The 12,904-nt window shown below is 67.4% G+C and carries 11 protein-coding genes and 2 tRNA genes; 3 read left to right on the top strand and 10 right to left on the bottom strand.

Features of this window, described 5'->3' with window-relative positions; all coding sequences use genetic code 11:
* Positions 1-76: 76 nt before the first annotated feature.
* Together J2Y46_RS04580 and J2Y46_RS04575 are read left to right on the top strand one after the other, a co-directional pair.
* Positions 77-592, top strand: a complete 516-nt coding sequence (locus J2Y46_RS04580) for a hypothetical protein (protein ID WP_045301985.1) — start codon at positions 77-79, stop codon at positions 590-592.
* Positions 585-1,082 carry an aminoacyl-tRNA deacylase gene (locus J2Y46_RS04575; protein ID WP_045301983.1) on the top strand — a complete coding sequence of 166 codons (498 nt, stop codon included), beginning with the start codon at positions 585-587 and terminating at the stop codon, positions 1,080-1,082. The genes J2Y46_RS04580 and J2Y46_RS04575 overlap by 8 nt, the downstream gene beginning before the upstream one ends.
* Before the next feature lie 15 nt (positions 1,083-1,097).
* On the opposite strand, the gene J2Y46_RS04570 is transcribed toward J2Y46_RS04575, so the two are convergent.
* The 3 genes from J2Y46_RS04570 to J2Y46_RS04560 form a co-directional block, all read right to left on the bottom strand.
* Entirely contained in the window at positions 1,098-1,538 is a 441-nt protein-coding gene (locus J2Y46_RS04570; protein ID WP_310240520.1) for an NUDIX hydrolase, read from the bottom strand.
* A gap of 73 nt (positions 1,539-1,611) precedes the next feature.
* Positions 1,612-1,684: transfer RNA gene (locus J2Y46_RS04565), tRNA-Ala, on the bottom strand.
* 11 nt (positions 1,685-1,695) lie between these two features.
* Positions 1,696-1,769: transfer RNA gene (locus tag J2Y46_RS04560), tRNA-Ile, on the bottom strand.
* A gap of 87 nt (positions 1,770-1,856) precedes the next feature.
* On the opposite strand from J2Y46_RS04560, the gene J2Y46_RS04555 reads away from it, so the two are divergent.
* Positions 1,857-2,570: a VIT family protein gene (locus tag J2Y46_RS04555; protein ID WP_310240519.1), complete on the top strand. Its 714-nt coding sequence runs from the start codon at positions 1,857-1,859 to the stop codon at positions 2,568-2,570.
* 66 nt (positions 2,571-2,636) lie between these two features.
* Here J2Y46_RS04555 and J2Y46_RS04550 read toward each other — a convergent pair whose 3' ends face one another.
* The 7 genes from J2Y46_RS04550 to dnaA form a co-directional block, all read right to left on the bottom strand.
* Positions 2,637-3,041 carry a DUF3566 domain-containing protein gene (locus J2Y46_RS04550; protein WP_045301979.1) on the bottom strand — a complete coding sequence of 135 codons (405 nt, stop codon included), beginning with the start codon at positions 3,039-3,041 and terminating at the stop codon, positions 2,637-2,639.
* Positions 3,038-5,683, bottom strand: a complete 2,646-nt coding sequence (gene gyrA, locus J2Y46_RS04545; protein ID WP_310240518.1) for a DNA gyrase subunit A — start codon at positions 5,681-5,683, stop codon at positions 3,038-3,040. The genes J2Y46_RS04550 and gyrA overlap by 4 nt, the downstream gene beginning before the upstream one ends.
* Positions 5,684-5,736: 53 nt before the next feature.
* Complete coding sequence (gene gyrB / locus J2Y46_RS04540) at positions 5,737-7,779, bottom strand: DNA topoisomerase (ATP-hydrolyzing) subunit B (RefSeq protein ID WP_045301975.1); 2,043 nt, start codon at positions 7,777-7,779, stop codon at positions 5,737-5,739.
* Between the two features lie 121 nt (positions 7,780-7,900).
* Positions 7,901-8,422, bottom strand: a complete 522-nt coding sequence (locus J2Y46_RS04535; protein WP_310240515.1) for a DciA family protein — start codon at positions 8,420-8,422, stop codon at positions 7,901-7,903.
* Complete coding sequence (gene recF, locus J2Y46_RS04530) at positions 8,415-9,623, bottom strand: DNA replication/repair protein RecF (protein WP_310240513.1); 1,209 nt, start codon at positions 9,621-9,623, stop codon at positions 8,415-8,417. Before recF ends, J2Y46_RS04535 begins: the two co-directional genes overlap by 8 nt.
* A gap of 37 nt (positions 9,624-9,660) precedes the next feature.
* Positions 9,661-10,815 (bottom strand): DNA polymerase III subunit beta, encoded by a 1,155-nt coding sequence (dnaN, locus tag J2Y46_RS04525; RefSeq protein WP_045301969.1) that lies wholly within the window; start codon positions 10,813-10,815, stop codon positions 9,661-9,663.
* Between the two features lie 480 nt (positions 10,816-11,295).
* A complete protein-coding gene (gene dnaA, locus J2Y46_RS04520) occupies positions 11,296-12,747 on the bottom strand; it encodes a chromosomal replication initiator protein DnaA (RefSeq protein ID WP_045301967.1) in 1,452 nt (483 codons plus the stop codon).
* Between the last annotated feature and the right edge of the window lie 157 nt (positions 12,748-12,904).

Here is a 12,904-nt window from a genome sequence, read left to right as displayed (position 1 = left end):
CCTGCAACCCCTCCCGTCTCAGCGGTGGTCTGGCAAGATGAAGAGACCGACATCCCCACGATAGGGAGGGCAAACCGTGAGCCTCAGCCGCAAGCGCAAGAAGGAACTCGAGAAGCTGCAGAAGCAGGCCGGAAACCTCTGGGAGGCCCAGCAGGTTCTGGTCGGAGAGGCCGCGACCGTCGCCCGTGAGGCGAGCCGTCAGCTCGGTCACTTCGGTCGCGAGCAGGTCAAGCCGCAGGTCCAGGCCGGCTACGACAAGTACGCCGCCCCCTATGTCGACAAGGGCAAGAAGGTCGTCAACACCACGGTCATCCCGGCCGCCGGCGCCGTGGTCGGCTCCGCGCTGTCGGTGTGGGACGCGGCCAACGAGCAGCGCTCGCGCCTGGCGAATGGCCGCGGCATCAGCCTTCCGTCCTCGTGGGCCAAGGCGGCCCCTGTTCCGGCGAAGAAGGGCATCGGGGCGGGCGGCGTGATCGCCATCATCCTCGGCGTCGCCGCCGCGGTCGGCGTGCTGTACGCCGCGTGGCAGACGCTGCGTGCCGACGACGAACTCTGGGTCGCGGACGACCCGCTGCGCGCACCGGATGCCTGATCCCGCTACGGGTGAGGCCCTGGCCGGCGTCGACCGCGTCCGCGCGGCGGCGGCGGAGCGTGGCCTCGAGGTCGAGATCCGGGAGCGTCCGGCGGCGAACAGCCTGCCGGAGGCTGCCGCGATCCTCGGCATCCCGCCGTCGGGCATCGTGAAGACGCTCGTCGTCAAGCGCAGCGACGACACCTACCTGTTCGCCCTGATCCCGGGCGATCGCGCGATCTCCTGGCCGAAACTGCGCGCCATCGTCGGGGTAAACAAGCTCCAGCTGCCGGATCCGGCGCGCGCCCTCGCGGCCACGGGCTACGAGCGGGGCACCATCGTGCCGCTCGGCAGCACGCACGACTGGCCGATCTACGCCGACGCCGAGATCGTGGGTCAGCGCATCGCGATGGGGGCTGGCGCCCACGGGTACAGCATGTTCGTCGACGCCGACGCCCTCATCGCCGCCTACGGCGCGACGGTCGCCGACATCTCGCAGCCCATCGACTGACGGCATCCGTCTCCCTCAGTCCGCCGGCGGCACTTCGATCCCCGCCATGTCGAGGGCGATGTCGACGAGCTTGACGCGTTGCAGCGCGCGGACCTCGGGGAGCGCGAACCATTCGGCGCGATCCGTGGAGCCGTCCGTCTCATTGCGGAGGCGCCCGCCGGTGATGCGGGCACGGTAGACGATGCGCAGCGTGTGAAGCGGGAGGTCCGCGCCGGGCTTGAGGCGGCGTCCTGGCGGGATCACACGGGAATGGATGCCGAGGAGCCCATCGATCTCGACGCGGTAGCCGGTCTCTTCCCTGACCTCGCGGCGCGCGGCGCTCTCGGGGTCCTCGCCGGGCTCGAGGCCGCCACCGGGCATCGTCCAAGCGGCGCGGCGGCCCTCGTTCCAGTGCGCGAGCAGGATGCGATCGTGGTCGTCCACGATCACCGCGTACGCCGCGACGCGCAGGTCCATGCTTCACCCTAACTGCGCGGGGCTCAGGGGAGAACGCAGAAGCCGGTCCCTCTCGGAACCGGCTTCGTGTCTGTGGAGCCTAGGAGATTCGAACTCCTGACATCCTGCTTGCAAAGCAGGCGCTCTACCAACTGAGCTAAGGCCCCGGGGCTTACGGTGGGGCTACCAGGACTTGAACCTGGGACCTCTTCATTATCAGTGAAGCGCTCTAACCGCCTGAGCTATAGCCCCGTTTGACTGCGGAAACTGCGCTCCGCAACCTCCAAGACTTTACCCGACGATTCCGGATTTCACGAATCGGGCTGGTTGACTGGGACCGTGACAGAGATCTCCCATCCTGATGAGCCGCACGACGTCCGGCTTGGGGAGCGCCTCAACTGGCTCCGGGCCGGCGTTCTGGGCGCGAACGACGGCATCGTCTCGGTCGCGGCGCTGGTCGTCGGTGTCGCGGGCGCGACGACCGACACCGCCGCGCTGTTCACTGCCGGCATCGCCGGCCTCGTCGGCGGAGCCATCTCGATGGCGCTGGGCGAGTACGTCTCGGTGAGCAGTCAGCGCGACTCGGAGCGGGCGCTGATCGCCAAGGAGCGCGGCGAGCTGCGCGATATGCCCGAGGAGGAGCTCGACGAGCTCACCCAGCTCTACCGCGACCGTGGCCTGTCGGATTCGACGGCGCGTCAGGTCGCCCTCGAGCTGACCGCGCACGACGCGCTGTCGGCCCACCTGGAGGTCGAGCTGCACATCGACCAGAACGACCTGGTGAACCCGTGGCACGCGGCGATCTCGTCAGCCGTCTCGTTCACGCTCGGTGCCCTGCTGCCGTTCCTCGCCATCCTGCTCCCGCCGCCCGAGTGGCGCGTGCCCGTCACCTTCGTGGCGGTGCTCATCGCTCTGGCCGTCACGGGCACCGTCTCCGCGCACCTCGGCGGAGCTCCCAAGGGGCGCGCCGCGATCCGCCTCGTCATCGGCGGCGCGCTCGCCCTCGTCGCGACCTGGCTCATCGGCACGCTGCTCGGGACCACGGTGGTCTGACCCGCAGACGCCGAGCGCCGGCATCCGGGATCGAATCCACGGGTGCCGGCGCTCGGGCGTCGTGCGTCAGTTCGAGGTGAAGCCGACCAGCAGGCCGCCCGTGACCTTGACCGCGAGGTTGTAGATGCCCGCGATCACGGCGCCGAGCACCGTCACGACCACGAGGTTCAGGATGGCGACGACGGCCGAGAAGGCCAGCACCTGCGGGAAGCTCACGAACTGCGACAGCAGGATGCTGCCGTCGGAGAAGCTCGAGAAGAACTCGTCGGCCTTCGCGATCAGACCGGTGGTCTGCACCACCAGGAAGACCATCACGAAGGCGACGACCGTCACCACCGCGATGGCGATCGCAGCGAGGAAGGACAGCTTGACCGCGGACCAGAAGTCCACGTACACCAGGCGCAGGCGAACCTGCTTCGCGCTGGTCTTGTGACTCGATTTCTTGGCGAGCTTGTCGGCTACCGTGCTCATGCGTCAGTGCTCTCTTCGGGGGTCTCGGGGGAGGCATCCGATCCGAGGGTGTCCGTCGACTGGGGGGGCTCGGACGACGGTGCTGCGTCGGCGCCGTCGGTGGCTGCATCCTCGGATTCTTCTGCGAGGCCCCGTTCGCCGTTGCGCGCGATCGCGATGATGCGATCGTCGTCGCTGGAGCGGGCGAACACGACTCCCATCGTGTCTCGACCCTTGGCGGGGACCTCGGCCACGGCAGAGCGTACCACCTTGCCGCTGGCAAGAACCACCAAGACCTCGTCGTCCTCGGAGACGATGAGACCGCCAGCGAGATCGCCGCGATCCTCGCTCAGCTTGGCCACCTTGATGCCCAGCCCGCCGCGATTCTGCATGCGGTACTGATCGACCGCGGTGCGCTTCGCGTAGCCGCCTTCGGTCACGACGAAGACGTATCCGTCGTCGGCCGCGACGGACGCCGACAGCAGGCTGTCGCCGGCGCGGAAGTCCATTCCCTTCACGCCGGAGGTCGAGCGGCCCATCGGGCGGAGCGCCGAATCGGTCGCCGAGAAGCGCAGCGACATGCCGTGGCGGCTGATGAGGAGGATGTCGTCGCCCTCATCGACCAGCAACGCGCTGACGACCTCGTCGTCGGGCCCGGACTCGGCCTCGTCACCCTCGTCGGGCACCTGCCCGCGGAGCTTGATGGCGATGATGCCGCCCTGACGGTTCGTGTCGTACTCGGTGAGACGCGTCTTCTTGACCAGGCCGCTGCGGGTCGCGAGCACGAGGTACGTCGCGACCGAGTAGTCCCGGATGTCGAGGATCTGGGCGATCTCTTCATCGGGCTGCAGCGCCAGAAGGTTGGCGACGTGCTGGCCCTTCGCGTCGCGCCCGGCCTCCGGAACCTCGTATGCCTTCGAGCGGTACACGCGGCCCTTGTTCGTGAAGAACAGCAGCCAGTGGTGCGTCGTGGTGACGAAGAAGTGCTCGACCACGTCGTCGGCGCGCAGCTGCGCACCCTTGACGCCCTTGCCGCCGCGGTGCTGCTGGCGGTAATTGTCGCTGCGCGTGCGCTTGATGTAGCCGGCGCGTGTGACCGAGATGACCATCTCCTCTTCGGGGATCAGGTCTTCCATCGACATGTCGCCGTCGAATCCGTGGAGGATGTGCGTGCGGCGCTCGTCGCCGAACTTGTCGACGATCGCCGTGAGCTCCTCGCGGATGATGTCGCGCTGGCGCTGCGGCGTGGCCAGGATCTCTTTGTAGTCGGCGATCTGAAGTTCGAGCTCGGCGGCCTCGTCGATGATCTTCTGCCGCTCGAGAGCCGCGAGACGGCGCAGCTGCAGCTGGAGGATCGCGTCGGCCTGAGCTTCGTCGACGTCCAGGAGCTTCTGCAGGCCCTCGTTCGCCTCCTGGGCGTTCGGCGACCGGCGGATGAGTGCGATGACCTCGTCGAGCGCGTCGAGCGCCTTCAGGTAGCCGCGCAGGATGTGCATGCGCTCTTCGGCCTTGCGCAGGCGGAAGCTGGTGCGGCGGACGATGACCTCGATCTGGTGCTCGAGCCACAGCGTGACGAAACCATCGAGCGACAGCGTGCGCGGCACGTTGTCGACGATCGCGAGCATGTTGGCGCCGAAGTTCTCCTGCAGCTGAGTGTGCTTGTACAGGTTGTTCAGCACGACCTTGGCGACGGCGTCCCGCTTCAGCACCACCACGAGGCGCTGACCGGTGCGGTCCGAGGTCTCGTCACGGATGTCGGCGATGCCGGTGATCTTGCCGTCGCGCGCGAGGTCGCCGATCTTGACCGCGAGGTTGTCGGGGTTGACCTGGTACGGCAGCTCGGTGATGACGAGGCAGGTGCGGCCCTGGATCTCTTCGATCGACACGACGGCGCGCATCGTGATCGAGCCGCGGCCGGTGCGGTACGCCTCGCGGATGCCCTTCGTGCCGAGGATCTGCGCACCGGTCGGGAAGTCCGGACCGGGGATGCGCTCCATCAGCGCCTCGAGCAGCTCTTCGCGCGACGCCTCCGGGTGCTCGAGCGCCCACAGCGCGCCGGCGGACACCTCGCGGAGGTTGTGCGGCGGGATGTTGGTCGCCATGCCGACCGCGATGCCGACGGAGCCGTTGACGAGCAGGTTCGGGAAGCGCGCCGGGAGAACGGACGGCTCCTGGGTCTGACCGTCGTAGTTGTCGTGGAAGTCGACGGTCTCTTCTTCGATGTCGCGCACCATCTCGAGCGCGAGCTGAGCCATCTTCGTCTCGGTGTACCGCGGTGCGGCGGCGCCCATGTTGCCGGGCGAGCCGAAGTTGCCCTGACCCTGCGCGAGCGGGTAGCGCAGCGACCACGGCTGAACGAGACGGACGAGGGCGTCGTAGATCGCGGTGTCACCGTGCGGGTGGTACTGACCCATGACTTCGCCGACGACGCGCGCGCACTTCGAGAACGACTTGTCGGGACGGAACCCGCCGTCGTACATGCCGTAGATCACGCGGCGGTGCACCGGCTTCAGGCCGTCGCGCACGTCGGGGAGCGCGCGGCCGATGATGACGGCCATCGCGTAGTCCAGGTAGCTGCGCTGCATCTCGAGCTGCAGGTCCACCTGGTCGATGCGGCCGTGGTCGTGCTCGGCGTTCACGTCGGGACGTTCGTCTTCTGCCATGTTCTTCTATCTCGTCTTCTTTGTGAACCTCGGTGTCTGTACCCGTCGCAGGGTCAGATGTCGAGGAAGCGGACGTCCTTGGCGTTGCGCTGGATGAACGTTCGGCGCGACTCGACGTCCTCGCCCATCAGCACCGAGAAGATCTCGTCCGCGGCCGCCGCGTCGTCGATGGTCACCTGGCGGAGTGTGCGGGTGGAGTGGTCCATCGTGGTCTCCCACAGCTCCTTGGCGTTCATCTCGCCCAGACCCTTGTAGCGCTGGATGCCCTCCTTGGGGATCCGCTTGCCGTTGGCAAGGCCGTCGGCGAGCAGCGCGTCGCGCTCCTTGTCGGAGTAGACGTACTCGTGCGCGGAGTTGGTCCACTTGAGGCGGTAGAGCGGCGGCATCGCGAGGTACACGAAGCCGGCCTCGATGAGCCCGCGCATGTAGCGGAACAGCATGGTGAGCAGCAGTGTGGTGATGTGCTGGCCATCGACGTCGGCATCCGCCATCAGCACGATCTTGTGATAGCGGGCCTTGTCGATGTCGAAGTCCTCGCCGATGCCCGTGCCGAAGGCCTGGATCATCGCCTGCACTTCACGGTTGCCGAGCGCCTTGTCCAGACGCGCGCGCTCGACGTTCAGGATCTTGCCGCGCAGCGCCAGGATCGCCTGGGTGTGCGGGTCACGGCCCTGCACTGCGGAGCCGCCGGCCGAATCGCCCTCGACGAGGAAGATCTCGCTGATCGACGGGTCCTTGCTGGTGCAGTCCTTGAGCTTGTCGGGCATCGCCGCCGACTCGAACACGCTCTTGCGGCGCGCGGTCTCGCGCGCCTTGCGGGCCGCCATACGCGCGGTGGCGGCGTCGATGGCCTTCGTGATGACGCGCTTGGACTGCACCGGGTTGCGGTCGAGCCAGTCGGCGAGCTGGTCGCCGACGACCTTCTGCACGAACGCCTTCGCCTCGGTGTTGCCGAGCTTCGTCTTGGTCTGGCCCTCGAACTGCGGCTCGGAGAGCTTGACCGAGATCACGGCGGTGAGACCCTCGCGGATGTCGTCGCCGGTGAGGTTGTCGTCCTTCTCCTTGAGGAGACTCTTTTCGCGCGCGTACGCGTTGATGCGGGTGGTCAGCGCCGCACGGAAGCCCTCCTCGTGAGTGCCGCCCTCGTGCGTGTTGATCGTGTTGGCGAACGTGAACACGTTCTCGGTGTAGCTCGAGGTCCACTGCATCGCGAGCTCGAGGGAGATGTGGCGGACCGTGTCCTCCGACTCGATCTCGATGATCTCGTCGTTCACGACGTCGGCGTGACGCACCTTGTTGAGGTACTCGACGTAGTCGACGAGACCACGCTCGTAGTAGAAGTCGTCGAACGGCTGACGCTCCTCAGAGCCTCCGCCCTCGGCATCCGTCACATATGTCGACGAGGGACGCTCGTCGGACAGCGTGATGCGCAGCCCCTTGTTGAGGAACGCCGTCTGCTGGAACCGCGTGCGCAGCGTGTCGTAGTCGAAGTTCACCGACTCGAAGATGGTGTCATCGGGCCAGAACTGGATGATCGTTCCGGTCTCTTCGGTCGGCTCGCCCTTCGCGAGTGGCGCCTGCGGCTGCCCGCCGTCGCGGTAGGACTGACGCCAGACGTGCCCCTGACGCTTCACCTCCACCTCGAGGCGCGTCGACAGCGCGTTCACGACCGACGAACCGACGCCGTGGAGACCGCCCGACACCGCATACCCGCCGCCGCCGAACTTTCCGCCGGCGTGAAGCACGGTCAGAACGACCTCGACGGTCGACTTGCCCTCGGTGCGGTGGATGTCGACGGGGATGCCGCGGCCGTTGTCGACGCAGCGGATGCCGCCGTCGGGCAGGATCGTCACGTTGATCGTGTCGCAATAGCCGGCGAGGGCCTCGTCGACGGAGTTGTCGACGATCTCGTAGACGAGGTGGTGGAGACCGCGCTCACCGGTCGAGCCGATGTACATGCCGGGGCGCTTGCGGACGGCCTCGAGGCCCTCGAGCACCTGGATGGCGTCTGCCCCGTAATCGCTGGGAGTTCCGTTGGGAGCCGGAGCGGGCGTTTCGGGTTCCTCGGAAACGTTATCGGGGTTGTCAGACGTCATCTTCGCGAGGGCTCCAAATCCTTCGACACGGGCCCTGACAGTCTATCGGGTAACGGCCCGATCACAGCGCTCTACGCCCCTGTAAGGGGAGAAAAATCGCCTGGATGCCTCCCGACGTGGCTTATCCGTAGGTATCGCGCGGACCGCGCCCTGGAATCGTTCTGGGACCCCATTTCCAGGAGGGGACGTCCGGCCCGATGAAGCGGACCGCGTTCACCCCGGCCTCCGGGTACCGGCGGACGATCTCAGAGAGGATCTGCGCGCGCATCAGCTGGAGCTGCTTCGCCCACGCCGTCGAGTCGGCCTGGATGGTGAGCGTCCCGTCCGAGAACGCGACCGGCCGGGTGTGCTTCGCGGTGTCGTCGCCTGCCACTTGATCCCACGCCCGGACGACGTCCTCCCGCGCGAGCTGGGGGTCCCAGCCGGCCTCACGGGTCAGGTCTGCGAGCACATCGCCGACGCCGCGAGGGTCGCGCCCCGGCGCGAACGGGATGTTCTCGTCGTCCTGGGTGCGGCGGCGGCGCTTGCGATACGACCGGGCGGAGGGCTCGAGTCCGCGCAGGCGCAGGTATGTCGCGATCGTCTCCGGGACAGCCGTGCGATCAAGGGGTGCGGGCTTCGGCTGCTCACCGGGGTCAGGCATCCGCCGCCTCCGGCTCGACGGGAGCGACGATGCGACCGGCCTCGACGCGCACCATCCGCGCGCGGAGCTCCCCGGGCACGTCGCCCTCGACCGCGGCGGTGACCACGACCTGCTCGTAGTCGGCCGCCAGGTGCGCCAGGCGCGCGCGGCGGTCGGTGTCGAGTTCGGCGAAGACGTCGTCGAGGATGAGCACGGGGTCGCCGAGGCGCGACTCCGCTCGCAGCAGCTGCGCCGACGCGAGCCGAAGCGAGAGCGCGACCGACCACGACTCGCCGTGCGATGCGTACCCCTTGACCGGAAGGCCGCGGATCCGCAGCAGGAGGTCGTCGCGGTGCGGTCCGACCAGCGTGAGCCCGCGCTCGAGCTCGGACGTGCGCTTCGCCGCCAGCGCCTGACGGAAGAGCTCCGCGATACGGGTGGTCGGGGCATCCGTCCTCGCGGTCTCAGCCGCGTGGCCCGGCGTCGAACCGGCCCCCGAATCGCCGTCTTCGCCGGTGTCGGCGCCCGCGACCGAGAGCGCCCACTCGATCTCGGGGTTGTGATCGGCCCCCGCGATGGCCGTATAGGCGGCCGCGAGCGGGGTCGCGAGGTCGGTCGCGAGGGCGAGGCGTGCGGCGATCAGCTGGGTGCCGAGCGAGACGAGCTTCTCGTCCCACACGTCGAGCGTCGAGAGCGCGTCGCCGCGGACGCCGCGCGCCTTCGCCGACTTGAGCAGTGCGGTGCGCTGCTTGAGCACGCGGTCGTAGTCCGCGATGACCCCGGCCATGCGGGGAGTGCGCTGCACCAGGAGCTGATCGGCGAAGCGCCGGCGCGCGGACGGGTCCCCGCGCACGATCTGCAGATCTTCGGGAGCGAAGAGGACCACCTGCGCGTAGCGGGGGAGCTCTGCCGGTTTCACCGGTGCCCCGTTGACCCGCGCTTTGTTCGAACCCTGCCGGTTCACCTGCGCTTCGAGCTGGACGCGACGCTCGCCATGGGCCAATCGCGCACGGATGATCGCGGCATCTGCCCCGTCACGCACCATCGGCGCGTCGTTCGAGACCCGGTGCGAGCCGAGGGTCGCGAAGAAGCCGATGGCCTCGGCGAGATTCGTCTTGCCCTGACCGTTGCGGCCGACGAAGACGTTCGGACCGGGCCCGAGCTCGACGTCGGCGGCCGCGTAGTTGCGGAAGTCGACGAGACTCAGATGCTCCACGATCACCGGACAAGCCTAGTGACGGGCTCCGACGACGGACCGATCAGCGCAGGAGCAGGTTCGGCTGCAGCAGGTAGCGGAACGAGTCCGAGCCGGCGCGGTCGACCGAGGTCTGCGGCGTGATGAGCACGGGGCTCAGCTTGTTCGCGTTGTCGCTCGAGGTGAACGTGATGCGCACGAACTCGCTCTTCACGGCGCCGAGCGACTCGAGCAGGTACTGGGGGTTGAGACCCAGGGTGACTTCGTCGCCGCCGAGCAGCGTCGCGTCGACGGACTCGGTGGCGCGAGCCTGCTCGGTGCCCGAGGCATCCATCGACACGCTGTCGGCCGTGAAGGTGAAACGCAGCGGGGCCGAACGGTCGAGGACGAGCGACACACGGCGCACGGCCTCGGCGAGCTCGGCCGTGTTGACGACCGCGTGGTGCTCGGTCTGCTCGGGGAACAGGCGCCGAACCGGCGGGAAGTTTCCCTTGATGAGCAACGACGTGACGGTCTTGTTCCCGGCGGTGAAGGCGATGATCTCGCGGTCCCCCGAGCCGGAGAATGCGATCGAGATGTCGGCGCCGTGCGCGAACGTCTTGCCGACCTCTGTCAGGGTGCGTGCGGGGACGAGTGCGGTGGTCGACTCATCGCTCGCTGTGCTGCCGCCGTCCCAGGGGATCTCGCGGAGCGCGACGCGATAGCGGTCGGTGGCGACGAGGCTGAGGGTCGTGCCCGAGACCTCGAGCTGCACGCCGGTGAGCACCGGGGTGACGTCGTCGCGCGAGGCGGCGAATGCGACCTGTGCGATCGCCGTGGCGAAATCCTCGGAGGGGACGAGGCCGGAGTCGCCTGTCACCTCGGGGATCGCGGGGTACTCCTGCACCGGCATCGAGGCGAGGGTGAAGCGCGCGGAGCCGCAGGTGAGCAGGATCCCGCCGTCTTCGTCGACCTCGATCTGGATCGGCGCGTTCGGCAGACGGCTGGCGATGTCGGAGAGCAGCCGGCCGTGGACGAGGATCGTGCCCGGTTCGTCGACGGTGGCCTCGATCGTGGTGCGCGCGGACGCTTCGTAATCGAACGCGGCGAGCGAGAGGCCTTCGGCGGATGCCTCGATCAGCACGCCCGCGAGGATCGGCTGTGGGTTGCGCTGCGGCAGGAGTTTGACGACGAACGATACGGCTTCGCTGAACACATCGCGATTGACGTGGAACTTCACGAACGCTCCCTCTGCAGCGGGCCCTTCGACTGCGGGCTCGGGGTTCTCATGCTAGTGCCAGCCTCGGAGATTGCCAGTCCGCTTCTCGTCTCGGGGCTCGTCCACCGCAAAGGTGATCGGACGGGTTTCATCACAAAGATTTCTTGTCATGGTGTTAACGGCTGTGGAAACTGTGGACAACTGTCGCGTTGCCAGTCGAGAGACGGAAACCACACTCTTGTGAGTTGTGGAGATGCTCCGGAGAGCGATCGGAAAGACGAATGACAGAGCCTGTGGATTCCGCAATCCATCCACAGGTCTCCCCCGCTCGTTCACAGCAGTTTCCGCAGCTTGGGAGAGTTATCCACAGGTTTTCCACACTGTGAAGAACCGGAATCTTGGCCCCTGCTGCCCACGCGTGTCAAGAACTTCTTGAGGCATATGCGACGAGGGGCCAGCGCGCCGTGACGCACTGGCCCCTCGTCGGGTGTAGAGGACGGTTCAGCGACCGTTGCGGCCGAGCTGGGCGGTGATCTCGGTCACCTGGTTGTAGATGGAGCGACGCTCCTTCATGAGCTCGCTGATCTTCTTGTACGCGTACATCACGGTCGTGTGGTCGCGGTTGCCGAACAGCTGCCCGATCTTGGGCAGCGACAGGCTCGTGCGCTCGCGACACAGATACATCGCGATCTGACGCGCCGTGGCGACCGACTGCGACCGGCTCGACCCGTAGAGGTCGTCCACGGTGAGCTTGAAGTAGGCCGCGGTCGCTGTGATGATGTCGGTCGGAGAGATGACGTTGGCGTCGTCCTGGTCGACGATGTCGCGCAGCACCGTCTGGGCGAGCGACATGTCCAAGGTCGAGCGGTTGAGACTCGCGAACGCCGAGACGCGGATGAGTGCGCCCTCGAGCTCGCGGATGTTGCTCGACACGACGGTCGCGATGTACTCCATGACCTCGTCGGGGATGTGGAGTCTCTCGGACTGCGCCTTCTTGCGGAGGATCGCGATACGCGTCTCCAGATCGGGCGCCTGCACGTCGGTGATGAGGCCCCATTCGAACCGGCTGCGCATGCGGTCCTCGAAGCCGGTGAGGTGCTTCGGGGGCACGTCGCTCGTGATCACGACCTGCTTGTCGTGATCGTGCAGCTGATTGAACGTGTGGAAGAAGGCTTCCTGCGTCTCGGCGCGTCCCTGCAGGAACTGGATGTCGTCGATCAGGAGGATGTCGACATCGCGGTACCGCGCCTGGAACGCCGAGCCCCGGTTGTTGGCGATCGAGTTGATGAAGTCGTTGGTGAATTCCTCGCTCGACACGTAGCGCACGCGAATGCCGGCGTAGAGACTCAGCGCATAGTCGCCGATGGCATGGAGCAGGTGGGTCTTGCCCAGACCCGAGTCGCCGTAGATGAAGAGCGGGTTGTACGCCTTCGCCGGCGCCTCGGCCACCGCGACCGCCGCCGCATGGGCGAAGCGGTTGGACTGCCCGATGACGAAGTTGTCGAACGTGTACTTCGGGTTCAGTCGCGTATCGCTGCGCGAAACGGATGCTGCGTCCCCCGGCTCGTCGAGCGGCGGGCGTCCGACCGGGGGCCCGGACTGCAGGCCGACGGGCGGCGCGATCGGCGGCGCCGCGGACTGGACCGGGATGGGTGCCGTGAGGTGCGCATCCGCGAGATCCGGGTTCACGACGACACGGAAATTCGACGCGGGGTCCTGGACGTCCTGGCCGACGCGCGTGAGAGCCTCGAGGATCGGCGCGCGCATGCGCTTGGTGAACTGAGCCGCGGTCAGATCGTTGGGGACGTCGAGATAAAGCGTCCCGCCCATCACCCCCTGCGGAACTGCCAGGCTGATGAAGCCGTGCAGCTGCGGGGTGATGCGATCGTCTCGCACGAGTTCGTCCAGAACGGCCGTCCAGACCGGTACATCTGGAACTTCGTGCGGTGTCATGGCCCCCCCGGGTTGTCGATGATTCCACCGGAGGCCGCGGAAAAGTCGGTCCAGGCCTGTGGATAACTGCCGGAGCCACGCTAGTCAGGAGGCGTCGCGTGAGCAAACTCCACTGTAGAACCGGCCTGCGTGTCGGTGCCAGGGTGGATCGCCTCGC

Origin of the sequence: Microbacterium sp. BE35 (genome assembly GCF_031457705.1) — a bacterium.
In the GTDB taxonomy this organism is placed as follows: domain Bacteria; phylum Actinomycetota; class Actinomycetes; order Actinomycetales; family Microbacteriaceae; genus Microbacterium; species Microbacterium trichothecenolyticum.
Note: the sequence above shows the minus strand (reverse complement) of the source record. Positions and strands in the feature narration are given on the sequence as shown.

Excerpts from the sequence above, each read along its gene's own strand:
- J2Y46_RS04575 (WP_045301983.1), top strand. The coding sequence starts at position 585 with ATGCCTGATCCCGCTACGGGTGAGGCCCTGGCCGGCGTCGACCGCGTC.
- J2Y46_RS04570 (WP_310240520.1), bottom strand. The coding sequence starts at position 1,538 with ATGGACCTGCGCGTCGCGGCGTACGCGGTGATCGTGGACGACCACGAT.
- J2Y46_RS04550 (WP_045301979.1), bottom strand. The coding sequence starts at position 3,041 with ATGAGCACGGTAGCCGACAAGCTCGCCAAGAAATCGAGTCACAAGACC.
- gyrA (WP_310240518.1), bottom strand. The coding sequence starts at position 5,683 with ATGGCAGAAGACGAACGTCCCGACGTGAACGCCGAGCACGACCACGGC.
- gyrB (WP_045301975.1), bottom strand. The coding sequence starts at position 7,779 with ATGACGTCTGACAACCCCGATAACGTTTCCGAGGAACCCGAAACGCCC.
- J2Y46_RS04535 (WP_310240515.1), bottom strand. The coding sequence starts at position 8,422 with ATGCCTGACCCCGGTGAGCAGCCGAAGCCCGCACCCCTTGATCGCACG.
- dnaA (WP_045301967.1), bottom strand. The coding sequence starts at position 12,747 with ATGACACCGCACGAAGTTCCAGATGTACCGGTCTGGACGGCCGTTCTG.